The sequence below is a fragment of the Streptomyces vastus genome (genome assembly GCF_039532825.1).
GTDB classification, from domain to species: Bacteria; Actinomycetota; Actinomycetes; order Streptomycetales; family Streptomycetaceae; genus Streptomyces; species Streptomyces vastus.
On sequence record NZ_BAAASJ010000098.1, the window covers coordinates 59,132 to 83,845 of the forward strand.

A 24,714-nucleotide genomic window follows, 5' to 3' on the forward strand; every position below is an offset into this window, starting at 1 on the left:
GCGGGCTGCTCAACGGGCACCGCCCGGTCCGGCCCAGAGCCCGTCCTCAGTCAGCCCCAGCAGCTCGATCGCGTTCCGCCGTACGATCCGGTCGACGACGTCCGCGTCCAGGTGCCCCATCTGCGCCTCGCCGACCTCGCGGGACTTGGGCCAGGTGGAGTCGGAGTGGGGGTAGTCGGTCTCGTAGAGCACGTTCGGGACGCCGATCGCGTCGAGGTTCTTCAGGCCGAAGGCGTCGTCGAAGAAGCAGCCGTAGACGTGCTCGGCGAAGAGTTCGGAGGGCGGGCGGTGGACCTTGTCGGCGACTCCGCCCCAGCCGCGGTTCTCCTCCCAGACGACGTCCGCGCGCTCCAGGATGTACGGGATCCAGCCGATCTGCCCCTCCGCGTACATGACCTTGAGGTTCGGGAAGCGTTCGAACTTGCCGCTCATCAGCCAGTCGACCATCGAAAAGCAGCAGTTGGCGAAGGTGATGGTGGAGCCGACGGCGGGCGGCGCGTCCGCGGAGGTGGAGGGCATCCTGCTGCTGGACCCGATGTGCATGGCGATGACCGTGCCTGTCTCGTCGCAGGCGGCGAGGAACGGGTCCCAGTCGTCCGTGTGGACGGACGGCAGTCCGAGGTGCGGGGGTATCTCTGAGAAGGCGACGGCGCGTACGCCGCGCGCGGCGTTGCGGCGCACCTCCTGCGCCGCCAGCTCGGCGTCCCAGAGAGGGATGAGCGTGAGCGGTATCAGCCGTCCCTGCGCCTCGGGGCCGCACCACTCCTCGACCATCCAGTCGTTGTACGCGCGCACCCCCAGCAGACCGAGCTCGTGGTCCTTCGCCTCCGTGAAGGTCTGGCCGCAGAAGCGGGGGAAGGTGGGGAAGCAGACGGCGCTCTGGACGTGGTTGACGTCCATGTCGGCCAGGCGCTGCGGGACGTCGTACGAGCCCGGGCGCATCTGCTCGTACGTGATGATCTCCAGCTTGATCTCGTCGCGGGGGTACCCGACGGCGGTGTCGAGGCGGGTGAGGGGGCGGTGCAGGTCCTCGTAGACCCACCAGTCGCCGATGGGGCCGTCGTCGCCGGGACTGCCCATGACGGGGGCGAACTTGCCGCCCAGGAAGGTCATTTCCTTGAGCGGTGCGCGGACGACACGGGGTCCTCGGTCCTGGTACTTCGACGGGAGCCGGTCCCGCCAGACGTTGGGGGGCTCCACTGTGTGGTCGTCCACCGAGATGATCTTCGGGAAGGTCTCCATGGTCTCCATGGGGTCTTACGGTAGCGCTGATCTGACGGTGCGTCAGCTCCCTGTTCGTCGGCTACCTGGCCGGGCCGCCCCTGTATCCGTTCGCGGTGATCGGTCTCTAGGTTGAGGGGACCGTGTGGGGGCCGTGTGAGACGTTTCAGTTCATGGCATGTCCGCCTGTGATCGGCGTCTCCCACGGCTGACGTATCCGGCGTACACAAGGCAAACTGGCCTGGTTGTCATGACAGTTCGACAGGGGTTCGGCAGGGGGACAGCGATGGACGGTGTACCGCGAGTAGAGCCGCTGGAGCAGAGGCGCCGCGAGGAATCGGCCGCGCCGCTCCGCTTCAGCCTGCTCGGCCCGGTACGCGCCTGGCGCGGTGCGGAGTCCCTGCCCACCGGTTCACCGCAGCAGCGCGCGCTGCTCGCGGCACTGCTCCTGCGCGAGGGCCGTACGGCCACGGCTTCCGAACTGATCGACGCCCTCTGGGGCGAGGAGCCCCCCTCCCAGGCGCTGGCCGCGGTCCGTACGTACGCCTCCCGCCTCCGGAAGGTCCTCGGCTCCGGAGTCCTGGTCAGCGAATCGGGCGGGTACGCGATCCGCTCGCTCGGCGAGGGCGCGCTGGACCTGGGCCTGGCCCAGGAACTGGCGGCGGACGCGGAGAAGGCCCGTACCGCCGGGGATCTGTGCCATGCGCGCGTCCTGCTGAACAAGGCGCTGAGCCTGTGGGACGGGGAGGTGCTGGCGGGCGTTCCCGGTCCGTACGCGGACACGCAGCGGACGCGACTGGAGGAGTGGCGGCTCCAACTCGCCGAGACTCGCCTCGACATGGATCTCGAGCAGGGCTGCCATGCGGAGGCCGTCTCGGAGTTGACGGCTCTGACAGCGGCCCATCCGCTGCGCGAGCGCCTGCGGGAGCTGCTGATGCTGGCGCTGTACCGCAGCGGGCGCCAGGCGGAGGCACTCGCGGTGTACGCGGACACGCGGCGCCTGCTGGCGAACGAGCTGGGCGTCGACCCGCGGCCGGGATTGAAGGATTTGCAGCAGCGGATCCTGCAGGCGGACCCGGCCCTGGCGGAACCGTCGGCGCCGGTGGAGGAGCCCGCGGCTGCGCCGGTGAAGCCGGCGCAACTGCCTGCCACCGTCTCGGACTTCACCGGCCGGGCGTCCTTTGTCGCCGAGCTGAGCGAGGTGCTGTCGGCGGCGTCCGCGGCCGAGGGCCGGGTGATGGCGGTGTCGGCGCTGGCCGGCATCGGGGGCGTGGGGAAGACGACGCTCGCGGTGCATGTGGCGCACCAGGCGCGTTCCGCGTTCCCGGACGGGCAGTTGTACGTGGACTTGCAGGGGGCGGGAGCGCGGGCTGCTGAGCCGGAGACGGTGCTTGGTGCCTTTCTGCGGGCGTTGGGGACGGCGGACTCCGCCATCCCGGATTCGTTGGAGGAGCGGGCGGCGCTGTTCCGGTCGGTGCTGGACGGCCGGCGGGTGCTGGTGCTGCTGGACAACGCGCGGGACGCCGCCCAGGTACGTCCACTGCTGCCCGGGACGGAGGGCTGCGCGGCGCTGGTCACTTCGCGCGTACGGATGGTGGATCTGGCGGGCGCGCACCTCGTGGACCTGGACGTGATGTCCCCCGAGGAAGCGCTGTTGCTGTTCACGAAGATCGTCGGCGAGGAACGGGTGGCGTCGGAGCGGGAGGCCGCGCTGGACGTGGTGGCGGCATGCGGGTTCCTGCCCCTCGCCATCCGGATCGCCGCATCTCGGCTGGCTGCCCGTCGTACGTGGACGGTGTCGGTTCTGGCGGCGAAACTGGGCGATGAACGGCGGCGGCTTGATGAGCTGCAGGCCGGGGATCTGGCGGTGAAGGCCACCTTCGAGCTGGGGTACGGGCAGTTGGAGCCGGCGCAGGCTCGGGCGTTCCGGCTGCTGGGGCTGGCGGACGGGCCGGACATCTCGCTGGCTGCGGCTGCGGCGGTATTGGACCTCCCCGTCGAGGAGACGGAGGATCTGCTGGAGTCGCTGGTGGATACGTCGTTGCTGGAGTCTGCGGCTCCTGGGCGGTATCGGTACCACGACTTGGTGCGCCTCTACGCGCGTGCATGTGCGGAGAGGGATGAGCAGCCGCCGAGCGAGCGGGAGGCGGCGATGTCGCGGCTGCTGGACTTCTATCTGGCTACGGCGGCGGGGGTTTACGCGATCGAGCGGCCGGGGGATCGGCTGGTGGATCACCTGGAGCCGACGGAATACGCGGGGCTGCGGTTCACCGAGGGCGCCGCCGCCCTGGACTGGCTGTACACCGAGGCGGCTTCCCTGTTGGCCTGCGTACACCAGTGCGCGGGCACGGACAGGCTGCGGCGTGCGGTCGACCTCCTGTGGATGGCCAAGGACCTGACCGAGTCGGGCGCGAACTCCCACCAGTACGAGACAACGGCCAGAGCGGCGTGCGAGGCCACACGGGCTGCGGGAGACGTACGTGCGGAGGGCAGAGCGCGTACAACCCTCAGCCAAGTCCTCCTGGTCTCCGGACGCATCGAGCAGGCGGCGGAACAGGCCGAACTCGCCATGGAACTCGCGGCCTCCGCGGGGGACATCACCGCGAGGAGCTGGGCGGCCAACGACCGGGGCTACATCTTTCTGCGACAGCAGCGGTACGTGGACGCCAAGACTTTCTTCGACCAGGCGATAGAGGGCTACCAGACGGTCGGTAACAAGCTCAACGAAGCAGTCGCCCTGCTCAACCTCTCCCGAGCCAACCTGGGGATGGGCAACGTCGCGAAGGCGGTCGAGATCGCGCGGCGCGCGCTCGCGGCCCACGTCGAGTTGGGAAGGCCGATGCGCCTCGGCAACGGGCATTACAACCTGGGCATGGCTCTGGCCGGGGCCGGACGTCACGCCGAGGCGCTCAGCGAGTTCTACGACGCCCTGAGCAATTTCGCCGATCATCGACAGCGGCTCTGGGAGGGAACCACCCACTTCCGGATCGCCGAAGTACATCTCGCCCTCCGTCGCCCCGCACGAGCGGCCCAAGCGGCTGAACAGGCACTCGCCATGGGCTGCATCGGCGGCGACTGGATGCGGGGCAACGTCCTGACCCTCCTCGGGCGGGCGCTGTCCGCTCTGGGGCAGGCGGACCGGGCGCAGGCATGCTGGCGGGAGGCTCTCAACCTCTACGAAAAGAACGGCGTCGCCGAGGAAGCCGACGAGGTACGCGCGTTGCTCAGGCCCACCGCGGCGGCCTGATCGTGCCTGAGCGTCAAGAGGCGCTCCAGTGTGTTGCGGGCGTTCAGCATTCGTTTATCGCCGCAAGGCACTGTCATATCTGTCACACCGTCGCGTCGGGGGGCAGACGGTCTGACGAGGAGCCCGACCGGGGGATACGGCTCCACGACGCCCGTCCGGTGGCCCTCGGGGGAGCATCCGGGCGGGCGTTCCTCACTCCGCACTCACCAGAGAAGAGGAAGTTGAGCACATGACCGACAAGGCCAAGGACACGGACCTCAAGCCTCAGGACAACACGCCGCCCAGCGAGCCGGTAGGCAAGGAAACCTTCACCACGCTGGACAACACTCCGCCGAGCGAGCCGGTGTCAGACGGGGGCGCCACGACCCAGGACAACACCCCGCCCAGCCAGCCGGTGTCGGAAGGCGACACCAAGCCCCAGGACAACACCCCGCCGAGCTGACACTTCAAGTAGCCCACTTCCCGACGGGGATCGGCCGCGGCGGCGCGGAGGGGGAGCCGCCGTGGCCGAGGCGTGTCCGATGGGGGCCGAGCCGGGTGGGCTCGGCCCCCATCGGCATGCTCGGCCGACGCCCCACTACAGCCCCTCACCGCCACCCGCCCCCTGCACAGCTTCTTGATGTCGCCCCCGTCCGAGGTGTAGAGCACGACGTTCCCGGCCTGCCGCCCCGCGATCACCGCCAGCGCAGTGCGAGGCCCTGTCCCGGGCAGCGCTGCGCACCGAGGGCCTGGCCGTCGAGGTCGAGGGCTACGCCTACCACGGCACCCGCGAGTCCCACCGCCGCGACATCACCCGCTTCAACGAGGTCCTCCAGTGCCCAGAGGTCCGCACTCTCCTCCGGTTCACCGCCGAAGATGTCTTCCACCGGCCCACTCACATGATCGAGGGGATCCGGGCCGCCCTCGCCCGTCTCCGCCCCGGAGTCGCTCAGCCGAACAGATAATGGAACGAACCCCTCCGTCACTGTCCACGTCCCAGTACCGAACGATGCGGACGCAGGGCATCGCAGAGTACGCAAGGCATCAGGAGGCGACATGGACAAGCGCAGGATCGCCAGGAGCGCGACAGGCGCCGCCGTCACAGCGCTGGCGCTCGGGGCGCTGCAGGGTGCCAGTGCCGCCGGGGCCGACGGCGAAACCAAGGAGGGCGGCGGCGCCCCGGCCGCGCTCGAGCCGGCCAAGGTGTGCATCGGTACGCAGCCGGAGGGGCGGCTCCCCAGTTGGGGGCCCAAGGGGAGCCGCCCCGACGACACTCCGCTGTACCGGGTGTTGGCGTACATCGACAGGATGGGTAAGGCGCACCCGGGAATCTTCACCGGCTTCTCGGTCGACGACGCCAACGGGGCCGCGAACGTCTACCGTGTCCCCGGCAAGGAAGCCGAGAAGTTCGACGCCGACATCTGCGGTGCCGCCGAGAAGGGCGTCACGGTGCGGCTGTACGACACCGAGGTCACCGAGACCGAGCTCAAGGAACTCGTCGATCGCATCGGCGGTGACATGGACCGCTGGAAGGGCACCTTCATGATCTGGACGGTCGGCATGAACGCCCACTCCGTGGTCATGGGCGTCTCCGATCCCGAGAAGGCCGAGCCGGTCCTCCGGGAGGCTTACGGGGAGGAGACCATGCGGCACATCAAGATCGAACGCTCCGGTCAGCCCACCCTGCTCTGAACCTCACACCTCCCGCGCTCTCCCCCGCAGCTCCCCCTTCACCACTTTCCCGCTCGCGTTCCGCGGCAGCTCGCCCACGAACTCCACCGACCTCGGCACCTTGTAGTTCGCCATCTCGCGCCGGGACCAGGCGATCAGGTCGTCCGCGGTCGCCACGGACCCCGGTCGGCGTACGACAAAGGCCTTGCCGACTTCTCCCAGCCGCGCGTCCGGCACCCCGATCACCGCCGCGTCCGCCACATCGGGGTGCAGCATGAGCAGTTGCTCGATCTCCGCCGGGTATGCGTTGAAGCCGCCGACGATGAACATGTCCTTGATGCGGTCGGTGATACGGAGGTTGCCCGCGGAATCCAGGACGCCGACATCCCCCGTACGCAGCCAGCCGTCCGGCGTCAGCACGGCGGCCGTGGACTGCGGGTCCTCGAAGTAGCCCCGCATGACGTTGAAGCCGCGGACCAGGACCTCCCCCGGGGAGCCGGGCGGTGAGGCCGCTCCGGTCGGTCCCACCACCTTCACCTCCGTGTCCGGGATCGCCCGCCCCGACGTGGACGCGATCACCGCCGGCTCGTCCCCGCGGCGGCACATCGTGACGATTCCGCTCGCTTCGGAGAGTCCGTACGCGGTCAGGACCGTCCCGACGCCGAGTTCCGTACGGAGGCGTTCCACCAGGCGTAGTGGCACGACAGCCGCGCCCGTCACCACCAGGCGCAGGGCCGAGAGGTCGTACGCGTCGCGGGACGGGTGGTCCAGGAGGGACTGGTGGAGCGTCGGCGGGCCGGGGAGTACCGAGATCCGTTCCGACGCGATGTTCGCCAGCGCCGTGTCCACGTTGAACACCGGCTGCGGGATCATCGTCGCGCCCCGCATCAGGCAGGCGATGACGCCCGCCTTGTAGCCGAAGGTGTGGAAGAAGGGGTTCACGATCAGGTAGCGGTCGCCCGCACGGAGCCCGGCCAGTTCGCTCCACACCTCGTACGCCCGCAGCGTCTGCGCATGCGTGATCACCGCGCCCTTGGGACGGCCGGTCGTACCCGAGGTGAAGATGATGTCGGAGGGCGAGTCGGGAGCCAGGGCCGCCGAGCGTGCCCGTACCTCCGGCTCGCCGACGCCGTCTCCGCTCGCCAGGAAGTCCTTCCACGTACGGAAGTCGGAGGGTGCATCGTCGGACAGCACCACCACCTGCTCCAGGTGCGGCAGTCCGGGGAGAGGTCCATTGCCCGGCCCTTCCGAACCCGGACCCTTCGGCCCCGGTCCCTCCGAAGCCGCTCGCCGCAACGACGCCACATACGACGTCCCCAAGAACGTCCCCGTCACAAAGAGCAGCCGCGCTCGGCTGCGCGCCAGCACATACGCCGCCTCTGCCCCCTTGAAGCGCGTGTTCAGCGGTACGAGCACCGCCCCGGCCGACACCGCGCCCAGCGCCGAGACGATCCAGTCCAGCGAGTTCGGCGCCCAGATGGCGACGCGGTCGCCGGCCTGGACACCGTTTGCGACGCAGGCGGCAGCCGCTCGCTCCACGCGTGCGCCCAGCTCCGCGTACGAGATGCGTGTACGCCCCTCCACGACCGCCTCGGCGTCGCCGTACCGGTCGGCCGCCGCGTGGACCAGCCCCGGGATGCTGCCCCACGCCCCGCGCATCAAGTCTCCGCGCACCAAGTCCTCGCGCATCGCAAGCCTCCCCAATACCCACAGGCGTACCGGCATACCGACGTACCACTAGCTGACTACCCGTCAGATTAGCTGTACCCTGACGCACTGTCAGCAGTCCGGACCAGTCCGGACCAGTGCGGACCAGTGCGGACCAGTGCGACTCCAGCAGCGGAGGTGCGTGCCCATGGCAGGACTCACGGCGGGGCTCAAGGACGCGACCGCCATCGTCGGGATCGGTCAGACCGCCTTCGCCAAGCAACTCCCGGAGTCCGAGAAGACCTTGGCCTGCCGTGCCGTTCTCGCCGCCCTCGACGACGCCGGGATCCCGCCGAGCGAGGTCGACGCCCTCGCCTCGTACACGATGGAGGAGACCGACGAGGTCGAGCTGGCGAAGGCGATCGGCGCCGGTGATCTCACCTTCTTCAGCAAAGTGGGATACGGCGGGGGCGGTTCGTGCGCCACCGTCGCCCATCTCGCCGCCGCCATCGCCACCGGGCAGGCCTCCGTCGGGGTCGCCTGGCGGTCACGCAAGCGGGGGTCGGGCCCGAGGCCCTGGAAGAACACGACAGCCCAACTGCCCACGCCCGCCCAGTGGACCCGCCCCTTCGGCCTCCTGCGCCCGGCCGACGAGATCGCCATGCTCGCGCGCCGCTATATGCACGAGTACGGCGCGACCCGTGACCACCTCTTCAACGTCGCCCTCGCCTGCCGCAACCGCGCCAACCAGAATCCCGCCGCGATGATGTACGAACGCCCGCTGACCCGCGAGATGTACATGACCTCCCGCTGGATCAGCGAACCGCTCTGCCTCTTCGACAACTGCCTTGAGACGGACGGGGCGTTGGCCTGCGTGATCGTGTCGAAGGAACGGGCCCGCGACTGCCGGCCCACACCCGTGTACGTCCACTCCGCCGCCCAGGGCCTGCCCGCCCAGCACCACGGCATGGTCAACTACTGGAACGACGACCCACTCACCGGGCCGGCCTGGACCGCGGCCCGGCACCTGTGGAAGCAGGCGGACTTCGGCCCCCATGACGTTGATGTCGCGCAGATCTACGACGCTTTCACGGCACTCATCCCGCTCTCCCTGGAGGGCTACGGCTTCTGCGGTCGCGGCGAGGGCGGGGCCTTCACCGAGGGCGGTGCGCTGGAAATCGGCGGACGGCTGCCGGTCAATACGAGCGGGGGCGGGCTCTCCGAGGCGTACGTCCATGGCTTCAACCTCATCAACGAGGGCGTGAAGCAGTTGCGCGGGACGAGCACCGCCCAGGTCCCGGACGCCTCGACCTGCCTGGTCACGGCGGGTGAAGGCGTCCCCACCTCCGCGATCCTCCTACGGAACTGAGGAGTTGGGAGTTGACGATGCCATTGCCGGGAGAGCGCCAGTCCCTCCTGTCCCCCGTCCTCGACGACGACGGCGCCCCCTTCTGGGAGTACGCCGCCCAAGGCGAACTCCGCGTCCAGTCCTGCGCCGACTGCGGCGAACTCCGGTTCCCGCCCCGGCCCTGCTGCCCCCACTGCCAGTCCTTCGCGAGCGAGTGGCGGCTGATGAGCGGGAAGGGTCGGATCTGGTCGTACGTCGTCCCGCATCCGCCGCTCCTTCCGGCATACGCGGAGCTGGCCCCGTACAACGTGATCGTCGTCGAGCTCGCCGAAGCGCCGCACATCCGGCTCGTCGGGAACGTGGTCAGCGGCGCCGACGCCCCCCTGGGCTCCCTTCCGCCGGAACGGATTCGGATCGGGGCGAAGGTACAGGTGGTGTTCGAGCGGACGGCCCGCCTGCCTCAGTGGATCCTGGAGCGCCCATGACCGTACGTCTCACCACCGACAAGGACACCGGCGTCGCCGTCGTCACCCTCGACCGGCCCGAGCGGCTGAACTCGATCGACCTCGCCATGGCCGCCGAACTCACCGCCGCCTGGCGGGAGTTCAGGTTCGACCAGTCCGTACGTTCGGTCGTCGTCACGGGGGCGGGCGAGCGGGCGTTCTGCACGGGGCTCGATCGTGACGCCGAAGTGCCGCAGCCCGGCTCCCCGTACATGGTGGACGAGCCACTCACCATGACCGGGCCGAAGGCGAACGACCTGTGGAAGCCCGTGATCGCCGCCGTGAACGGGATGGCCTGCGGAGGCGCCTTCTACCTGCTGGGCGAGGCCGAGTTCATCGTGGCCGACGAGCACGCCACCTTCTTCGATCCGCACACGACGTACGGGATGGTCAGCGCGTGCGAGTCGATCTACATGGCGCAGAGAATGCCGTTCGGGGAGGTGGCGCGGATGGCGTTGATGGGGACGGCGGAGCGGATCTCAGCCGGGCGGGCGTACGAGGTGGGGCTGGTGTCCGAAGTCACCGCCCCCGGCGAGGCACTCCAGGCCGCCGTACGGTGCGCCGAGGTCATCGCCTCCTACCCGACCGAGGCTGTGCAGGGCACGGTACGAGCCGTATGGGCGGCGAAGGAAGCGGCGCGCGCTCAGGCGCTCACGCACGCGCCGCACCTCATCGCGCTCGGGAACCTGCCTGCGGACCGCCAGGCGGAGCTGTTCACCGCCCGGCGGGCCGGTGGGTACCGCGTCCGATGAGGAGGCGGGTGTCAGTCAGTTCGCGGGTGCGTCCTGGTCGGCCACGCAGCGGTCGACCCGCGTCGCGACGCCCGGACCGGACAGGTCCACCTGTACCGTCGCCGTCTCGTTCGCGGCGACGAACTCGTCCGCGCTCCCCAGCTCCACCCGGTCGGAACCGGCGTCGAGGAAGTCGACCGTGACGGTGAAGTAGGCGCCCTCGGCGTTCGGGTTGGTGACCTCGACCGTCGCGTACGCATCGGTCGGCGTCGCGCAGTCGATCAGCTTCACCGTGGCGTCCTGAAGCGTCGTGGTCGCATCCGAGGAGCCGCTGTCGTCGTACGTGTCGTCGGTGTAGTCGTCGTCATCGTCGTAGTCGCGATACGTCCCCGCTCCCGAGGTCCCCCCGCTCGACGACGAACTGTCGTGAGACTGGCTGGAGCTGCTGCAGCCGCCGCCACCTCCGCCGTCCCCGCCGCTGCGGTGACCGCGTCCCGTCGAGAACCCGGTGAGGGAGAGCACCACCAGTGCCGCCACCGCTGTGAACTTGAGCCTGCGTCCCCGTAGTTGCATGTCGTCACTCTATGCAACGCATGTCACGGGCATGTCACCGGGTGGTGATGGGCACGTACGGAGCGTAGCAACTGGGGCGCGGCCCCGGCGGGGGCGAGGGTCAGAGCCCCGGCGGGGCGAGGGTCAGAGCCCCGGCGGGGCGAGGGTCAGAGCCCCCGGCGGGGGGTCAGAGCCCCCGGCGGGGTCCAGGGGCAGAGCCCCACGGGGCTTGGGGCGCTGCCCCAAGAATTCAGCCCGGGTCCGCGGCAATCCAGCCCCTCCGGCGTTTGAGGAGCGGGGGTCCGGGGGCTGGCCCCCGAACGGGGTCCGGGGCGCAGCCCCGAAAGAGGCCGGGGGCGCGCCCCCTGGCGGGGTCCCGGGCGCAGCCCCGAGGGTGTCCCGGACGCAACCCCCGGCGAGGCCCCGGACGCAACCCCGAGGATGTCCCGGACGCAACCCCCGGCGAGGCCCCGGACGCAACCCCGAGGATGTCCCGGACGCAACCCCCGGCGAGGCCCCGGACGCAACCCCGAGGATGTCCCAGACGCAGCCCCCTGGCGAGGTCCCGGACGCAGCCCCGAAACGGGGTCCGGGGCGGAGCCCCGAGGGGGGCCTGGGGCGCAGCCCCCCAGCGGAGCCGGGGCCGGCCCCGGGATGGGACGGGTAGGGGCGGCGGGGGCGGAACAAACCCCCGTCAAGCCGTCCGTGCCGTCCCCGTCCCCTTCTCCGCATCCAGCGCATACACACACCGGTCCTTGCTGCACGCGTACACCACCCCGTCCTTGACGACCGGAGCACCCGTGATCTCCCCGCCCGTGGCGAGCTTCCAGCGCAGACGGCCGTCGTCCGCCTTCAGGGTGTAGAGGAGATGGTCCGTGGAGCCGAAGTGAATACGGCCGTCCGCGACCGCGGGAGCGCCGACGAGGTCGCCGCCCGCCTGGAAGCGCCACTTCGGGGTGCCCGTGACGGCGTCCAGGGTGTAGAGCCCCTTGCCGCTGCCCACGTGGACGTGCCCGGCCTCGACGAGCACGGGGTCGATCGAGGCACGGGACTCGGTGGCGATACGCCAGCGGTCACGGCCGTCCGTGGCGTCGAGGGCGTACACCGTGCCGAGGTAGTCGGCGAGGTAGATCCCGCCGCCGGTGACCGCCGGGCCGGGCGCGAACGTGGGCGGGCTCAGGAAGACGGCGGGCGCCTCGAAGTGCCAGCGGACGTGGCCGCCGGCGACGTCGATGGCGAGGACGCGGGTGCCGGCGGACACGTACACGTATCCGTCGTCGCCGTGGGTGAGGCGGAGGGGGACGCCACCGCAGGAGCCGGCGTCGCCGATGGGGTAGGACCAGCGTTCGTCGCCCGTGCGCGCTTCGAGGGCGCGCAGACGGGCGTCCTTCCACACGTAGACCGTTCCTTCGTGGACGACGGGCCCGGCCTCGGGCGACTCGAAGTCGGCCTGGGCGCCGGTGAGCTCCCAGAGCTTCTGGCCGCTGGACGCCTCCCAGGCCTGTACGCCGCCGCCGCGGGTGCCGGTGACGACGGTGCCGCGGTCGGCCTTGAGGGAGTACACCCAGGCGTCGGTCGGCAGCCGCCACAGGTCGCCGCCCTCGCGGGCGTCCAGGGCGAAGAGGGTGGGCCCGTCCGAGGCGTGGATACGGCCGTCCGAGACCGTCATCGACCAGGCGACGTCCCGTGTCTTGAAGCGGCGGCGGCCGGTCGCCACATCCAGGGCGTGGACTTCGAAGGAGGTGACGTAGACGAGATCGCCGGCGACGGCGGGCGTACCCCACACGTCGTTCGACATACGGAAACGCCACGGCCGCCAGGACGTGGAGCCGCCGTCCGGCTCGGGCGCCGTCGTGGGCGCGGGTACGGCCGGATCGGCGCCGTTGACGCCGGGGCGCGGCCGGGCCCAGGAGGCGGCGAGTCCCGCGTCCGGAGGTGGTGCCTTCACGGCGGCGGCGCGGGCGTCGGAGACGCGCGGGCCCGGCCCGATGGGCACGGGGGCCCCTGCGAGACGTACGGGCCCGTTGTCGGGCGCACCACCGTGCCGGCCCGTACCCGCACCGACGGGCACGGGCGGGTCATGCGCCGGCGGAGGCGGCAAGGCGGGTGCCGCGGGCCTGGCGGCGGCCCCGGCATCGGGCGCACCCCGCCCGCCACTGCGGCCGCCGCCGGACGACGACGGCTTGGCCGCCGGACGCCCCCCACGCCGCGTCTCGATCAGGCTCACCGCCCGCTCGGGCAGCCACGCGGACGCCGTACCGCTGTCGTCGGAGCCCGAGCCGAAGAGATGCGGTGCGAGCTGGGCCTGGAGGTCGGCGGGATTGGGGCGGGCCGTGGCCTCCATCTGCATACAGGACTCGATCAGCGGCCGCAGTTCCTCCGGCAGGCCTTCGAGGTCCGGGCCTTCCCTGAGCAGCATGAAGACGGTCTCGACGGGGTTCGCGCCGTGGAAGGGCGCATGGCCGGTGGCGGCGAAGACGAGCATCGAGCCGAGCGAGAAGACATCGCTCGCGCCGGTCACGCTGCGTGAGTCCTTGGCCTGCTCGGGCGACATATAGGCGGGGGTGCCGACGGCGACGTTGGTCATCGTCAGCCGGGTGTTGGAGACGCCGGACGCGATACCGAAGTCGATCACGCGCGGCCCGTCCTCGACGACGAGGACATTGGACGGCTTGAGGTCCCGGTGCACGAGTCCGGCGCCGTGGATGGACTGCAGCGCCTCCGCGACGCCCGCCGCCAGCCAGCGCACCGCCTGGGCCGGGAGCGGCCCGCACTCGGTCACTATCTCTTCCAGGGAGGGCGCGGGGACGTACGCGGTGGCCAGCCACGGCACGGCCGCGCGCGGGTCGGCGTCGACCACGGCCGCCGTGTAGAAGCCCGACACGGCACGGGCCGCCTCGACCTCGCGAGTGAAGCGGACCCGGAACAGCTGGTCCTCGGCGAGTTCCGTACGGACCGTCTTGATCGCCACCCGCCGGCCCGAAGCCGAGCGCGCCAGATAGACCAGCCCCATGCCGCCGGCACCCAGCCGTCCCAGCACCTCGAACGGCCCGATCCGCCGCGGATCGTGCTGCGTCAGCTGATCCACCACTTGCCTGCCACCTCCCCGTACGCGGCTGTGTTTCCAGCCACTGCGCAGCGTCTCACCACCGAACCGCTCCGGCGGCACGCACTCCGATTCTTCCTGGCCCGGCCACCGGTTGCGAACCCGGGGCCGGACCTGGATGTCTCAGGGCGTTCCGGGACAATTACGTCACGTCTTTCTCGCCGCTCAGTACCTTTCAGCACCTTTTCAGCGCTTCTCGGCTCTCTTCAGCGCTGGAGCACCGCGAAAGACGCCCCTTGATTGTCAGTGACGACTGCCACACTGCCGTACGACGCTTCGAAGGGAAGCACCTGGATTCGGCCGCCCAGTCGGATCACCGTACCCAGTGCGGCATCGGGGTCCACCACCTGGAAGTGGACAAGAAAGTGCGGCGGCATCTCGGCGGGGAAGACGTCGGCGATGGCGACGCGGCCGAAGTCGGGCGTGGCATCGGGGCCCAGGAGGGTGTCGTGGAAGAGTTCGCCGTAGAAATCGTCGGCGACCTTGGTGTCCCGGGCGTACAGCTCGACCCAGCCGAAGCTGCCCGGCTCGTGCCGCCTTTCGAAACCGGCGTGCTCGCCGCCCTCCCACAGCCCGAAGACGGCACCCTCCGGGTCGGCGGCCAGCGCCATCATGCCGTACGTGTCCACCGGCACCGGATCCGTGATCACCTGACCCCCCGCCTCCCGGATCCGCCCGGCCAGGGCGAAGGCGTCCGGAGTCGCGAAGTACACCGTCCACACGGTGGGCATCCGCCCGTCCCGCTTGGGCGTGAGCTCGGCGACGGCCCGTCCCTCGCTGTACGCCCAGGTGGAGGACCCGTACCCCGCCTCGAAGGTCCACCCGAAGAGCTCGCCGTAGAAGCGCTTGCCCGCCTCCACATCGGGGAGCTGGGCGTCGATCCAGCACGGGACGCCCTCCCCGAAACCGGCGTCACCGGCGTCTGTGGCAGAAGGCTTCGATTCGGCCATACTGCCAAGCTAAGCGCCTCCCCGACATCTCGCAGGCCAGCCGCACCCCATTTGCAGTCGGCCGAATCGCGCCCCGATCACCCCTCGGTAAGCTGACGGCATGACAGGACAAGTGCGTACCGTCGACGGCCGAGTGGCCGGACGGCGTGGGCAGGCGACTCGGCAGAAGCTGCTCGACTGCCTCAGCGAGATGCTCAGCTCGTCGCCCTACCGCGACGTCAAAGTCATTGACGTCGCGCGGAAGGCGGGCACGTCACCGGCGACCTTCTACCAGTACTTCCCAGATGTCGAGGGTGCTGTCCTGGAGATCGCCGAGCAAATGGCCGCGGAGGGCGCGGGGTTGACCGAACTGCTCGAGGGGCGATCCTGGGTCGGCAAGGCCGGCTGGCAGACCGCCCAGGAACTCGTCGACGGGTTCCTCGACTTCTGGCGCAAAAACGATGCCATCCTGCGCGTCGTCGACCTGGGTGCCGCGGAGGGGGACAAACGGTTCTACAAGATCCGCATGAAGATCCTGAACTCCGTGAACAACTCCCTTACGAACACGGTCAAGGAGCTTCAGGCCAAGGGCAAGGTCGACAAGGACGTGAGCCCGGCGGCGATGGCCGGTTCGCTCGTCGCGATGCTCGCGGCGGTGGCCTCGCACCAGAAGGGCTTCCAGTCCTGGGGCGTCAAACAGGCCGAACTCAAGCCGAATCTGGCCCTGTTGGTGCACATGGGCGTGACCGGCAAGAAGCCGACAAGATAGTTCACCGGGTAGTTGTCCGTTCGGTTTGGTACCCCCCACACTCCCCCACGCTTACGTAGGCCCAAATCCTGTCAGGCAGACGGCAGTTCACTTCGGAGTTCGCTCCGGTGAGCTGCCGTCTGTCGCGTTGGGGGGCTTGTCGGCATCGTACGAGTCAGCGTCGTACGAGCCGCACGAGTCAGCGTCGTACGAGCCGGAAGATCCGTATCTCGCGAGTGACCCGGGCCTGGTACGTCGCGTACGGCGGCCAGAAGTCCAGCAACGCCTTCCACACGGCGTCCCGTTCCTCCCCGTGCAGAAGCTGGGCGGTGACCGGGATGTCCCGGCCCTTCCAGTTGATCTCCGCGTCGGGGTGGGCTAGGAGGTTTGCGGTCCAGGCGGGATGGTCCGTACGCCCGAAGTTGGACCCGATGAGAATCCAGGATCCGCCCTCCTCCGGCATGCAGGCGAGCGGCGTACGCCGGGGAAGCCCGCTCCTCGCCCCGCGCGCCGTGAGGATCACGCCGGGCAGCAGCTGGGCGCTGAGCAGGACTTTTCCACGGGTTAGCCGGTGTATCGCGCGGTCCATCGCGGGGACGAGCCGCGGGGCGACGCGGGCGAAGGTGCGGGTCGAAGACACGCTCTGTACTGCCTTCCGTACCGCTTTCGGTACGCGCCGGGCGTTCGGGACGTGCTGTGCTCCGGTGGGCATCAGACCGTCACCTCGCCACTGTCGAAGAGGTGCGCTTCCTCCGCAGCGTATGCCCGCAGCCGGTGCACCGGCCCGAAGAGCAGCTCGTCGCCGGCCGCCCGCTTGAAGTACAGATGCGCCTCGTGTTCCCAGGTGAACCCGATCCCGCCGTGCAACTGGACCCCCTCGGACGCGGTGGCACGGAAGGCCTCCAGGGCCTGCGCGAGCGCCAGCCCACCCACACGCTCGTCACTCGCGGCCGTCGCCCAGGCCGAGTAGTAGGCGGCCGAGCGGGCCGCCTGGACCTGCACATACAGGTCGGCCAGCCGGTGCTTGACGGCCTGGAACGACCCGATCGCCCGCCCGAACTGCTCCCGCTGCCTGACGTACTCGACGGTCCGCTCCAGTACGCGATCGGCGGCACCGACGGCTTCGGCGGCGAGGGTGGCGGCGGCGGTGTCTCCGACGGCGGTCAGCGCGCCGGTGACATCGGCGGACTCCTCGCCGATCAACTCCACGTCCACATTCCGGAGTTGGATACCCGCCTGCGGGCGGGTCCCGTCGAGGGACGTCTGCCGTGTGCGTACGAGCCCGTCGCTCCCTGACCGCACGAGGAACAGCAGCGTGCGGGAACGGGAGAACCCACCGGTGTGCGCGGCCACGACCAGCAACCCCGCACTGTGCCCGTCCAGCACCTGATCGACCTGCCCGTAGAGCCGCCAGGCGCCGCCTTCCGAGCGCTTGGCCTGTACGCCTCCCGCCCGGCCGCCGCCCGCCCAGTCGCCGCGGTTGTCGCCGGTCAGGCCGAGGGCAGTGGCGAGACACGTGCCGGGGACGGCGAGGGCGGCGGTCAGCTCGCCGGAGGCAAGGCGCGGGAGAAGCTCGCTTCGCTGCTCCTCGGTGCCGAGGGCGAGTATCAGGGGGCCGCTCAGTACGGCGGTGGACAGGAGGGGCGAGGGGGCCAGGGCGCGCCCCAGCTCTTCGCTTGCCAGGGCGAGTTCGGTGGTCGAGCAGCCGATACCGCCGTACTCCTCGGGGAGCGCGAGACCCGGCAGTCCGAGCTGCCCGGCCAGGGCTTCCCAGAGCGCGGGGTCGTGGCCGTCCGCGGTTCCCACGGCGGCCCTGACCTCCTCCGGGCCGCAGCGTTTGAGGAGCAGCTCGCGCAGGGTGCGGCGGATCTCGTCCTGTTCGGCGGTGAAGCGGGCGTCCATGGGCCCCTCCTCCTCGAAATCTGACGGCGCGTCATGGTAGAGCGGGCGTCGCCAGATGCACAGGGGTGTGCGGCAGCGGTGTGCGCAGAGGTGCGCTTGCGCGGTTCCGGAAGGGCGTCGCGGCGCCCCTGCCGGAGCCGGCGTTATCTGATGTACCGTCAGATTCATGACTCAGCCTCAGCGGAAGGCGCGGAAGGTGGCGGTGGTCGGCGTCTCCCTCTCCGACTGCGGCCGGGTGGACGAGGCGACCCCGTACGCCCTGCACGCACAGGCGGCCCGCCGGGCCCTGTCCGACTCGGGCCTGACCCGCGAGGTCGTCGACGGTTTCGCGTCGGCGGGTCTCGGCACGCTCGCGCCCATCGAGGTGGCGGAGTACCTGGGCCTGCAGCCGACGTGGGTCGACTCGACCTCGGTGGGCGGCTCGACCTGGGAGGTCATGGCGGCTCACGCGGCGGACGCGATCGCCGCCGGGCACGCGAACGCGGTCCTGCTGGTGTACGCGTCCACGGCCCGCGCGGACATCAAGGCAGGCCGCCGTACCGGGAACCTGTCGTTCGGCGCACGGGGTCCGCTGCAGTTCGAGGTCCCGTACGGGCACACCCTGATCGCCAAGTACGCCATGGCCGCCCGCCGCCACATGATCGAATACGGCACCACCATCGAGCAGCTGGCCTCCGTCGCCGTCCAGGCACGCGCCAACGCGGCGCTGAACCCTCAGGCCATGTTCCGCGATCCGATCACGGTCGAGGACGTGCTGTCGGGCCCGATGATCGCGGACCCCTTCACCAAGCTCCACTGCTGCATACGTTCCGACGGCGGCGCGGCGGTCCTGCTGGCGGCCGAGGAGTACGTACGGGACTGCCGTACGGAGCCTGCATGGGTTCTCGGAACCGGGGAGCACGTCTCGCACGCCGCCATGTCCGAGTGGCCCGACTTCACGGTGTCCCCGGCGGCGGTGAGCGGACGACTCGCCTTCGAGCGGGCGGGCGTACGGCCAGACGAGATCGACTTCGCAGAGATCTACGACGCCTTCACCTACATGACCCTGGTGACGCTCGAGGACCTGGGCTTCTGCGAGAAGGGCGAGGGCGGCGCGTTCGCCGAGAAGGGCCGGCTGCTGGTGGGCGGGGACCTGCCGGTGAACACGGATGGGGGCGGCCTGTCCGCCCAACACCCAGGCATGCGGGGGCTGTTCTTGCTCGTGGAGGCGGTGCGGCAGTTGCGGGGGGAGGCGGGGGCGCGCCAAGTACGGCGAAAGGGTGGGGAGTTGCCCCGGTTGGCCGTCGCGTCCGGGACCGGGGGGTGGTTCTGCTCGTCCGGGACGGTGATCCTGGGCAGGTAGTGACTCGCCAAGTGGAACCGAAAGTGCGCCTACTGCGGGACGTCAAGGGTCCCGCTGAACATCGACCACATCCACCCCCGAAGCCGGGGCGGCTCCAACCGCGTCAGCAACCTGACGCTGGCCTGCATCCCCTGCAACCAGAGAAAGAACAACACCCCCGTCGAGGACTTCCTCAAGGTGAGACCCAAGCAGCTCGCGCGCATCCTCGCTCAGGCGAAGGCCCCGCTGCGGGACGCCGCCGCCGTCAATGCCACCCACTGGGCGCTATGGCTCGCCCTCGACCAGGCGTTCCCGACCGTACGGACCGCATCCGGCGGCCGCACCAAGTGGAACCGGCAACGCACCGGGCTGCCCAAGACCCACACCCTCGACGCCCTCCACGTCGGCCAGTTGGGCACCGTCGGCCAGCACCCGAGGACGCTTCTGGCCGTGACCGCCACCGGCCGCGGTACCTACACACGCACCCGCACCGACAAGTACGGCTTCCCCCGCCTCCACCTGCCCAGGCAGAAGGCGTTCTTCGGCTTCCAGACCGGAGATCTGACCCGAGCCGTCGTGCCGATCGGCAAGAAGGTTGGTACCCACACCGGGCGCGTCGCCGTACGGGCCACCGGAAGCTTCAACATCCGCACCGCCCACGGACTCGTCCAAGGCATCCGGCACAAACACTTCCGCCTACTCCAACGGGCCGACGGATACGCCTACACTACCCGGCGCGAAGGAGAAGCCCATGCCACAATCTGACAAGTCAGAAACCCGCTCAGGCTCTCACAACCCTCCCACGCTCCCATCTGCTCTCCGGGCCGAAGCCCCGAGTATCGAAGGGAAGGCCCGGACCACGACCGTCAGCTGGGAAGAAGTCAAGCGCCGGGTCCACGAGCAGCAGAGGGCTGCGGGGATCCCGATGATGACGCCCGAGGAGAAGCAGGCTGCCAAGGAGCAGCTTCTCGCCGAAGTGCGGGCGTACAAGCTGGCGGAGATCCGTCGCGAGCAGGACCTCACCCAACGGGACATCGCCGACTCGATGGGGGTCTCCACGCCTCGGATCCCGGCGATCGAGCACGGCGAGATCGACCGGACGGAAGTGGCCACTCTGCGCGCCTACGTACGCGCCCTGGGTGGCGAGCTCCGAGTGGTGGCCGACTTCGGGGGCGCCGCATACACGGTTGGCTGAGCCACGGCAGGCGGAGATATCCGCGAACGTCACCACCATGTTCTGAGCGCCTTCCGGTCCATGGGGCCCGCCGACGACATGCTGGCGGGCTCGGGCCGTCACCGACGGACTGTCGGAATACCGAGCAGTACGGGGCACGCTGACGCAGAGGGAGACTGTCCGAATCCTAGAAGGCTGGAGGACACCGATATGGCCCTGAGTCGCGAAGAGCGTGAGCAGTTCCTGGCGGAGCCCCACATCGCCGCGTTCGCGGTGAATGCCGGGGAGGGGCGGGGTCCGGTCACTGTGCCGGTCTGGTATCAGTACGAGTCCGACGGCACCGTATGGATCCTGATCGGGCTCGATTCCCGCAAGAACCGGCTGCTCGGCACGGCGGGCCGGTTCTCCCTGCTGGTCGACCGGCTCGAACCCACCATTCGGTACGTGTCGGTCGAGGGCCCGGTCATCGAAACGATCCCCGCCACCATCGAGCACCTCCGGGAGCTCGCCGCCCGCTACCTCCCGGCCGACAAGGTCGACGGCTATGTCGACTACGCCTGGAAGGAACACGGCGAGCAGGTGATCGTCCGCATGCGCCCCGAGCACTGGCTGTCGTCGGACCTCGGGACGGTCTGAGGCAGGTACGAAACATCACGTACGGAACGTGTGGCGGGCGAAGTCCCGTACCGGCCGATAACCGATCCGCTGATACAGCCCGTTGCTGGTCGGATTGGCGAGGTCGGTGAAGAGCAGCACCTCGTCGGCCCCTGCGGCCTGCGCGGCGTGGCTGACCGCGGCGGTGGCGGCAGCGGCGTAACCGCGGCCCCGCAGAGCGGGAGGTGTGTAGACGGGCGCGATACGGATCTGCCCGGCGACCTTCGGTAGGGCGCCCGCCATCGAGACGGGTGTGCCCTCCGGGGTCTCCCAGAACGTGATGCCGCCGCGGGCGAGCCGGTCCTCGGCCCAGCGGTCCGGGTCGCGCATGGGCCGCCCGTCGGCCGCCGTGGAGAACTCGGCCTTCCACCGCGCGACCAGCACACGGTCGTCCCCCGCCGCGACCCTTGCTCTGCCGGCCGGGGCGGGCTCGGGTGGTGTGAGTGTGCCGAGCCGGTAGAGCCGCTGGCTCATCGTGAGCTCGGCGGTCGCCCCGGTACGGCGTTCCCATGCGGCCGCGAAATCCGCGGCCGTGTGCGCCGGGCCGTTGACGCCCGGGAGCGTATGGCCGGCCTCCGCGAGCCGTGCGGCGAGGGCGTCGGCGGCCTCGGGGGTCGTGGCGGTGAGATTCAGTTCGTACGGCGGTGTCCTGAGAGCGGTGGCCCGTACGGCACCGTCCCGGCCCGCGAGCCACGCGAAGTACGGCGCCTCCGCCCCGAACGCGGCCGACCCCGACCTGCCCAGCGCGTCCGTGACCGTCAACTGCACTGTGTGCAGGGCGGGTTCCGAGCGCAGGAAACTCCCGGCGCGGTCGAGGAAGACCTCGAGGTCACGGGTGGTGTGCCAGTCGGGCGAAACGGAATCCATACGCAATGGTCCCGTGGACCACCCCCACCACGCTCGCGATTTACGCCGGACCCGAGCCGCCGGTCTTCCCCGCTCCCTATCTCCCGCTCCCGATCTCCCGCTCTCTCGTCGAGCGATACTCACCGTATGGAAACGGATCTTCACGAGCTTCTGCGTTCCCTGCGCGTGTGGGACACCGAGCTGCCCGCCTTCGACCTGTCCGAGGCACCCGACGAGCCCCTGCCCCTCTTCGTGCGCTGGCTCACGGAAGCCGTGGCGGCCGGTCAGACCGAGCCGCACACCACGTCGCTCGCGACGTCGGACGAGGACGGTCTGCCCGACGTCCGCACGGTGATGCTGCACGGCGCCGACACGAACGGCTGGTCCTTCGCCACCCACGCCACCAGCCGCAAGGGCCGCCACCTGGCCACCCGTCCATACGCGGCACTCGGCTTCTACTGGCCCGTGCAGGGCCGCCAGGTACGCGTACGCGGCCCGGTGACGCTCGCTTCACCGGAGGAATCCCAGGCAGACCTGCACGCCCGATCCACCGGCGCCCTGGCAGCGGCCCTGGTCGGCCACCAGAGCGAAGTTCTCGGCTCAGTCGGGGAGTTGGGGCGAGCGTCGGACGCCGCTTGGGAACGAGCGCAGCGTGAGCCGGACGCCCAGGTCTCCTCCTGGACCCTGTACCGCGTCCAACCGGACGAGGTGGAGTTCTTTCAGGGGGACGCACGGCGACGGCACATACGGCTCGACTATCGCCGTATGGACGAGGGTTGGGTCAGGCAGCTGCTGTGGCCGTGAGGGCGGAGGGGCTATCGCCCAGCGCGTCGGCGACCGTCAGCGGGCGGAGACTTCGTTCTCCGGGTCGGGTTCCTTCCCATCCGTGACGCGCCGGGACCCGGGCGGTCGGAGTTCGGCGAACGCTCGGCCCGCACGCGTAATCAGGTAGGTCTCACCGGCCTCGACGTCGGCGATGACGGGATCCGGATCGTGCTCGAACTCCCGGCGGGAGATGATCTTCATGAGGCAAGTGTGCCCTCTTCGCACCCGGCGCTTCATCGCGGAGCGGCAGGCTCCGGATCCGTGGCGAGCCGCGCGTGCAGGTGCACGTCCCGGAACGCGTCGCGGTGGCCCTCCTCGAACATCGCGTCGCGCAGGGTGCCCTCGGGAAGGAAGCCGCAGCGGTTCGCGATGCGGCAGGAGGCGTCGTGGCCGAGAGCGTGGCCCAACTCAAGGCGGTGGAGGCTGAGTTCGGTGAGGGCCCACCGGGAGGCGAGCGCCAGTGCGCACGTGGCGACCCGGTGACCGCGAGCCTCTGGAAGGACCCAGTAGCCGACGCGGGCGCAGCGTGTGACGGTGTCGATCTCGTTGACGCCGATGTGGCCGAGTGTCGCGCCGGTGTCCGCGTCCGTGACGCGGAAGGAGGCCGCGCTGCCGTCCGCCGCGCTCTCGGCCCGCGAGAGGAGCGCGGCCCGGGCGCCGTCGATGTTGGTGACTTTCCTGAGCGGCGAGTTCCAGCGCTGGAACTCCGGGTCGGTCCTGCCGCGCAGCCACGCTTCGACATCACGGTCGGACTCCGGGTCCCAGGAGCACAACCGCAGTCCGTAGCCGCGTAGTTCGGGGAACGGATTGACGAGGAACCGCGTGCGAAACCGGGCCATCGCTCCATTGAAACCCGTACGTCTCCACGCCTCACACCCGGGGCCGGAACACCGGCACGACGACCTCCCCCGCACCCTCTCCCGCCTCCCGAAACGTCACCTCAAGACCCATCCCGGCCCGCAGCGCGCTCTCCCCGCACTCCACCACCTCGGTCATCATCCGCGGCCCTTCGGCTAGATCGACGACGGCGGCGACGTACGGCGTACGACCGCCGAAGGGCGGGAGATCGTTACGGTGGACGACGGACCAGGTGTAGAGCGTGGCGCGCCCGCTCGCCCGCTCCCAGGCCACGTCCTCGCTCCAGCAGTACGGGCAGAACTCGCGCGGGTAGTGGTGGGCCCGACCGCACCCACCACACCGCCGTAGGAGCAACTCACCTCGCCCGGCCGCCTCCCAGTAGACGCGCGTGAAGGCATCCACCTCCGGCACATCGAACCGCGCCGCCCCCATCAGAAAAGCCCCAACGCGCTGTCCAGCGACCACGTCTGCCACGACATCCCGAAGAGGGCCACCAGAGAAATCAGCGCCATCATCGAGTTCTGCCCCTGCTCGGCCCAGTCGTGGATCATGAGAACGAGGTAGAGGAGATTGAGGAGCAGGCCGCCGACCAGGGCGATCGGGGTCAGGAATCCGGCGATCAGTCCCAGCCCCAGGGCGAGTTCCGCATACACGACGACGTACGCCATTGCCCTCGGCCGAGGCGCCACGACGACGTCGAAGCCGCTGCGCACGGCGGTCCAACGGTGCTTCGCCGCGACATCCGCCGCCCAGGCGATCCCCGTCCCCCGCTCGAACCACCCCTTCTTGTCCTTGTGCCGCCAGCTCTCCAGCCACCACAGCCCGAGTCCGATACGCAGCACGGCGACCCATTCCGCACCGGTGAGCCAGATCGTGTCCATGGACTTCCCTGCGGTCGAAGGAATCTGACGATACGTCAGTTCAGCGGATGTGCGCCGGTCACGCAAGACCGTGAGGCGGCGAGACTCTGCCCATGCCCGGCCAAGGGGGCCCGGTCGGCCGGTGTTAGCGTTCCGCCGCATGGGCGACGGCGTGTACGTGGGCAACGCGGGCAAGGACGCGGCGCTGGACCGCGGGTGGCTGCTCGGGCACTTCAAGGACGCGGGTGATCCTCGTCAGAGCGACGCCGTGGAGATCAAGTGGGGTGTCCACCCCAGCGGCGACAAGCGAGCGCAGTGGGTGCGGGGCGAGGAACGCACGGCCCTGCTGGTACTCATCAGCGGTCGCTTCCGGGTCGAGCTTCCCGGCCGCAGCGTTCTGCTGGAGCGCCAGGGCGACTACGTCGTATGGGGCCACGGAGTGGACCACTCCTGGGTCGCTGAGGAGGAGTCGGTGGTGCTGACCGTGCGGTGGCCGTCCGTTCCCGGGTACGCGGTGCCACAGGAGGAGCACACGGCGTCGAGTGCATGAGCGGGAGGGCCCGTGCAGTGGCGGACCCGGCCTCGTGACTCT

Annotated in this window: 26 protein-coding genes and 1 pseudogene; 14 read left to right on the top strand and 13 right to left on the bottom strand. The window is 70.1% G+C overall.

Annotation, left to right across the window (positions count from 1 at the left end):
* Positions 1-9: 9 nt before the first annotated feature.
* Positions 10-1,242, bottom strand: a complete 1,233-nt coding sequence (locus ABD357_RS30890) for an amidohydrolase family protein (protein WP_344394430.1) — start codon at positions 1,240-1,242, stop codon at positions 10-12.
* Positions 1,243-1,507: 265 nt separating this feature from the next.
* On the opposite strand from ABD357_RS30890, the gene afsR reads away from it, so the two are divergent.
* On the top strand, positions 1,508-4,468 hold the full coding sequence (gene afsR, locus ABD357_RS30895) for an SARP-family global regulator AfsR (protein WP_344394308.1): 2,961 nt from the start codon (positions 1,508-1,510) through the stop codon (positions 4,466-4,468).
* Between the two features lie 229 nt (positions 4,469-4,697).
* Positions 4,698-4,910: a regulatory protein AfsS gene (gene afsS, locus ABD357_RS30900; RefSeq protein ID WP_344394309.1), complete on the top strand. Its 213-nt coding sequence runs from the start codon at positions 4,698-4,700 to the stop codon at positions 4,908-4,910.
* A 232-nt stretch (positions 4,911-5,142) separates the two neighbouring features.
* Here afsS and ABD357_RS30905 read toward each other — a convergent pair whose 3' ends face one another.
* Positions 5,143-5,346: a hypothetical protein gene (locus ABD357_RS30905; RefSeq protein WP_344394310.1), complete on the bottom strand. Its 204-nt coding sequence runs from the start codon at positions 5,344-5,346 to the stop codon at positions 5,143-5,145.
* A gap of 157 nt (positions 5,347-5,503) precedes the next feature.
* Between ABD357_RS30905 and ABD357_RS30910 the strand changes: the two genes are divergently transcribed.
* Positions 5,504-6,139, top strand: a complete 636-nt coding sequence (locus ABD357_RS30910; RefSeq protein ID WP_344394311.1) for a hypothetical protein — start codon at positions 5,504-5,506, stop codon at positions 6,137-6,139.
* Between the two features lie 3 nt (positions 6,140-6,142).
* On the opposite strand, the gene ABD357_RS30915 is transcribed toward ABD357_RS30910, so the two are convergent.
* Complete coding sequence (locus ABD357_RS30915) at positions 6,143-7,777, bottom strand: fatty acid--CoA ligase family protein (RefSeq protein ID WP_425585085.1); 1,635 nt, start codon at positions 7,775-7,777, stop codon at positions 6,143-6,145.
* Between the two features lie 196 nt (positions 7,778-7,973).
* On the opposite strand from ABD357_RS30915, the gene ABD357_RS30920 reads away from it, so the two are divergent.
* Genes ABD357_RS30920 through ABD357_RS30930 form a run of 3 tightly spaced genes read left to right on the top strand, consistent with a single transcriptional unit; the run spans position 7,974 to position 10,368 of the window.
* Positions 7,974-9,134 carry a lipid-transfer protein gene (locus tag ABD357_RS30920; RefSeq protein ID WP_344394313.1) on the top strand — a complete coding sequence of 387 codons (1,161 nt, stop codon included), beginning with the start codon at positions 7,974-7,976 and terminating at the stop codon, positions 9,132-9,134.
* A gap of 17 nt (positions 9,135-9,151) precedes the next feature.
* Positions 9,152-9,598 carry a Zn-ribbon domain-containing OB-fold protein gene (locus ABD357_RS30925; protein ID WP_344394314.1) on the top strand — a complete coding sequence of 149 codons (447 nt, stop codon included), beginning with the start codon at positions 9,152-9,154 and terminating at the stop codon, positions 9,596-9,598.
* Complete coding sequence (locus ABD357_RS30930; RefSeq protein ID WP_344394315.1) at positions 9,595-10,368, top strand: enoyl-CoA hydratase/isomerase family protein; 774 nt, start codon at positions 9,595-9,597, stop codon at positions 10,366-10,368. Before ABD357_RS30925 ends, ABD357_RS30930 begins: the two co-directional genes overlap by 4 nt.
* 15 nt (positions 10,369-10,383) lie before the next feature.
* Here ABD357_RS30930 and ABD357_RS30935 read toward each other — a convergent pair whose 3' ends face one another.
* From ABD357_RS30935 to kbpA, 3 genes are all read right to left on the bottom strand, one after another.
* Positions 10,384-10,920 (bottom strand): hypothetical protein, encoded by a 537-nt coding sequence (locus tag ABD357_RS30935; RefSeq protein WP_344394316.1) that lies wholly within the window; start codon positions 10,918-10,920, stop codon positions 10,384-10,386.
* A 673-nt stretch (positions 10,921-11,593) separates the two neighbouring features.
* The gene (gene afsK / locus ABD357_RS30940) at positions 11,594-13,990 is read right to left on the bottom strand and encodes a protein serine/threonine kinase AfsK (protein WP_344394317.1); all 2,397 of its coding nucleotides are present in this window, start codon (positions 13,988-13,990) and stop codon (positions 11,594-11,596) included.
* Between the two features lie 221 nt (positions 13,991-14,211).
* Positions 14,212-14,955, bottom strand: coding sequence for an AfsK-binding protein KbpA (gene kbpA, locus ABD357_RS30945; RefSeq protein WP_344394318.1), 744 nt, complete (start codon positions 14,953-14,955; stop codon positions 14,212-14,214).
* Positions 14,956-15,055: 100 nt separating this feature from the next.
* On the opposite strand from kbpA, the gene ABD357_RS30950 reads away from it, so the two are divergent.
* On the top strand, positions 15,056-15,703 hold the full coding sequence (locus ABD357_RS30950; protein ID WP_344394320.1) for a TetR family transcriptional regulator: 648 nt from the start codon (positions 15,056-15,058) through the stop codon (positions 15,701-15,703).
* A gap of 178 nt (positions 15,704-15,881) precedes the next feature.
* On the opposite strand, the gene ABD357_RS30955 is transcribed toward ABD357_RS30950, so the two are convergent.
* On the bottom strand, positions 15,882-16,394 hold the full coding sequence (locus ABD357_RS30955; protein WP_425585075.1) for a nitroreductase family deazaflavin-dependent oxidoreductase: 513 nt from the start codon (positions 16,392-16,394) through the stop codon (positions 15,882-15,884).
* Positions 16,394-17,584: an acyl-CoA dehydrogenase family protein gene (locus tag ABD357_RS30960; RefSeq protein WP_344394321.1), complete on the bottom strand. Its 1,191-nt coding sequence runs from the start codon at positions 17,582-17,584 to the stop codon at positions 16,394-16,396. The genes ABD357_RS30955 and ABD357_RS30960 overlap by 1 nt, the downstream gene beginning before the upstream one ends.
* 166 nt (positions 17,585-17,750) lie before the next feature.
* Here ABD357_RS30960 and ABD357_RS30965 point away from each other — a divergent pair, with 166 nt between their 5' ends.
* The 5 genes and pseudogenes from ABD357_RS30965 (at position 17,751) to ABD357_RS30985 (ending at position 20,715) form a co-directional block, all read left to right on the top strand.
* Complete coding sequence (locus ABD357_RS30965) at positions 17,751-18,926, top strand: thiolase C-terminal domain-containing protein (RefSeq protein ID WP_344394322.1); 1,176 nt, start codon at positions 17,751-17,753, stop codon at positions 18,924-18,926.
* A gap of 36 nt (positions 18,927-18,962) precedes the next feature.
* Positions 18,963-19,079: pseudogene (locus tag ABD357_RS30970) on the top strand (HNH endonuclease); the annotation flags it as partial.
* Positions 19,080-19,103: 24 nt separating this feature from the next.
* Positions 19,104-19,670, top strand: a complete 567-nt coding sequence (locus tag ABD357_RS30975) for a hypothetical protein (protein WP_344394323.1) — start codon at positions 19,104-19,106, stop codon at positions 19,668-19,670.
* 160 nt (positions 19,671-19,830) lie between these two features.
* Positions 19,831-20,100, top strand: coding sequence for an XRE family transcriptional regulator (locus tag ABD357_RS30980; protein WP_344394324.1), 270 nt, complete (start codon positions 19,831-19,833; stop codon positions 20,098-20,100).
* A gap of 189 nt (positions 20,101-20,289) precedes the next feature.
* Positions 20,290-20,715 carry a pyridoxamine 5'-phosphate oxidase family protein gene (locus ABD357_RS30985; protein ID WP_344394325.1) on the top strand — a complete coding sequence of 142 codons (426 nt, stop codon included), beginning with the start codon at positions 20,290-20,292 and terminating at the stop codon, positions 20,713-20,715.
* A 15-nt stretch (positions 20,716-20,730) separates the two neighbouring features.
* Here ABD357_RS30985 and ABD357_RS30990 read toward each other — a convergent pair whose 3' ends face one another.
* Positions 20,731-21,600 carry a GNAT family N-acetyltransferase gene (locus ABD357_RS30990; protein ID WP_344394326.1) on the bottom strand — a complete coding sequence of 290 codons (870 nt, stop codon included), beginning with the start codon at positions 21,598-21,600 and terminating at the stop codon, positions 20,731-20,733.
* Positions 21,601-21,726: 126 nt separating this feature from the next.
* Between ABD357_RS30990 and ABD357_RS30995 the strand changes: the two genes are divergently transcribed.
* Positions 21,727-22,383, top strand: a complete 657-nt coding sequence (locus tag ABD357_RS30995; protein WP_344394327.1) for a pyridoxine/pyridoxamine 5'-phosphate oxidase — start codon at positions 21,727-21,729, stop codon at positions 22,381-22,383.
* 36 nt (positions 22,384-22,419) lie between these two features.
* Here ABD357_RS30995 and ABD357_RS31000 read toward each other — a convergent pair whose 3' ends face one another.
* From ABD357_RS31000 to ABD357_RS31015, 4 genes are read right to left on the bottom strand one after another with little or no spacing between them, the layout of a single operon-like run.
* Positions 22,420-22,605 (bottom strand): type II toxin-antitoxin system Phd/YefM family antitoxin, encoded by a 186-nt coding sequence (locus ABD357_RS31000; RefSeq protein ID WP_344394328.1) that lies wholly within the window; start codon positions 22,603-22,605, stop codon positions 22,420-22,422.
* A gap of 32 nt (positions 22,606-22,637) precedes the next feature.
* Positions 22,638-23,243: a GNAT family N-acetyltransferase gene (locus ABD357_RS31005; RefSeq protein ID WP_344394329.1), complete on the bottom strand. Its 606-nt coding sequence runs from the start codon at positions 23,241-23,243 to the stop codon at positions 22,638-22,640.
* Between the two features lie 31 nt (positions 23,244-23,274).
* Entirely contained in the window at positions 23,275-23,694 is a 420-nt protein-coding gene (locus ABD357_RS31010) for a Zn-ribbon domain-containing OB-fold protein (RefSeq protein WP_344394330.1), read from the bottom strand.
* A complete protein-coding gene (locus tag ABD357_RS31015) occupies positions 23,694-24,143 on the bottom strand; it encodes a DoxX family protein (protein WP_344394331.1) in 450 nt (149 codons plus the stop codon). The genes ABD357_RS31010 and ABD357_RS31015 overlap by 1 nt, the downstream gene beginning before the upstream one ends.
* 139 nt (positions 24,144-24,282) lie before the next feature.
* On the opposite strand from ABD357_RS31015, the gene ABD357_RS31020 reads away from it, so the two are divergent.
* A complete protein-coding gene (locus ABD357_RS31020; RefSeq protein WP_344394332.1) occupies positions 24,283-24,672 on the top strand; it encodes a cupin domain-containing protein in 390 nt (129 codons plus the stop codon).
* Positions 24,673-24,714 lie beyond the last annotated feature (42 nt).

Coding starts and splice junctions, on each gene's coding strand:
- ABD357_RS30890 (WP_344394430.1), bottom strand. CDS start 1,242: ATGGAGACCTTCCCGAAGATCATCTCGGTGGACGACCACACAGTGGAG.
- afsR (WP_344394308.1), top strand. CDS start 1,508: ATGGACGGTGTACCGCGAGTAGAGCCGCTGGAGCAGAGGCGCCGCGAG.
- afsS (WP_344394309.1), top strand. CDS start 4,698: ATGACCGACAAGGCCAAGGACACGGACCTCAAGCCTCAGGACAACACG.
- ABD357_RS30910 (WP_344394311.1), top strand. CDS start 5,504: ATGGACAAGCGCAGGATCGCCAGGAGCGCGACAGGCGCCGCCGTCACA.
- ABD357_RS30915 (WP_425585085.1), bottom strand. CDS start 7,777: ATGCGCGGGGCGTGGGGCAGCATCCCGGGGCTGGTCCACGCGGCGGCC.
- ABD357_RS30920 (WP_344394313.1), top strand. CDS start 7,974: ATGGCAGGACTCACGGCGGGGCTCAAGGACGCGACCGCCATCGTCGGG.
- ABD357_RS30925 (WP_344394314.1), top strand. CDS start 9,152: ATGCCATTGCCGGGAGAGCGCCAGTCCCTCCTGTCCCCCGTCCTCGAC.
- ABD357_RS30930 (WP_344394315.1), top strand. CDS start 9,595: ATGACCGTACGTCTCACCACCGACAAGGACACCGGCGTCGCCGTCGTC.
- ABD357_RS30935 (WP_344394316.1), bottom strand. CDS start 10,920: ATGCAACTACGGGGACGCAGGCTCAAGTTCACAGCGGTGGCGGCACTG.
- kbpA (WP_344394318.1), bottom strand. CDS start 14,955: ATGGCCGAATCGAAGCCTTCTGCCACAGACGCCGGTGACGCCGGTTTC.
- ABD357_RS30950 (WP_344394320.1), top strand. CDS start 15,056: ATGACAGGACAAGTGCGTACCGTCGACGGCCGAGTGGCCGGACGGCGT.
- ABD357_RS30955 (WP_425585075.1), bottom strand. CDS start 16,394: ATGCCCACCGGAGCACAGCACGTCCCGAACGCCCGGCGCGTACCGAAA.
- ABD357_RS30960 (WP_344394321.1), bottom strand. CDS start 17,584: ATGGACGCCCGCTTCACCGCCGAACAGGACGAGATCCGCCGCACCCTG.
- ABD357_RS30965 (WP_344394322.1), top strand. CDS start 17,751: ATGACTCAGCCTCAGCGGAAGGCGCGGAAGGTGGCGGTGGTCGGCGTC.
- ABD357_RS30980 (WP_344394324.1), top strand. CDS start 19,831: ATGATGACGCCCGAGGAGAAGCAGGCTGCCAAGGAGCAGCTTCTCGCC.
- ABD357_RS30985 (WP_344394325.1), top strand. CDS start 20,290: ATGGCCCTGAGTCGCGAAGAGCGTGAGCAGTTCCTGGCGGAGCCCCAC.
- ABD357_RS30990 (WP_344394326.1), bottom strand. CDS start 21,600: ATGGATTCCGTTTCGCCCGACTGGCACACCACCCGTGACCTCGAGGTC.
- ABD357_RS30995 (WP_344394327.1), top strand. CDS start 21,727: ATGGAAACGGATCTTCACGAGCTTCTGCGTTCCCTGCGCGTGTGGGAC.
- ABD357_RS31000 (WP_344394328.1), bottom strand. CDS start 22,605: ATGAAGATCATCTCCCGCCGGGAGTTCGAGCACGATCCGGATCCCGTC.
- ABD357_RS31005 (WP_344394329.1), bottom strand. CDS start 23,243: ATGGCCCGGTTTCGCACGCGGTTCCTCGTCAATCCGTTCCCCGAACTA.
- ABD357_RS31010 (WP_344394330.1), bottom strand. CDS start 23,694: ATGGGGGCGGCGCGGTTCGATGTGCCGGAGGTGGATGCCTTCACGCGC.
- ABD357_RS31015 (WP_344394331.1), bottom strand. CDS start 24,143: ATGGACACGATCTGGCTCACCGGTGCGGAATGGGTCGCCGTGCTGCGT.
- ABD357_RS31020 (WP_344394332.1), top strand. CDS start 24,283: ATGGGCGACGGCGTGTACGTGGGCAACGCGGGCAAGGACGCGGCGCTG.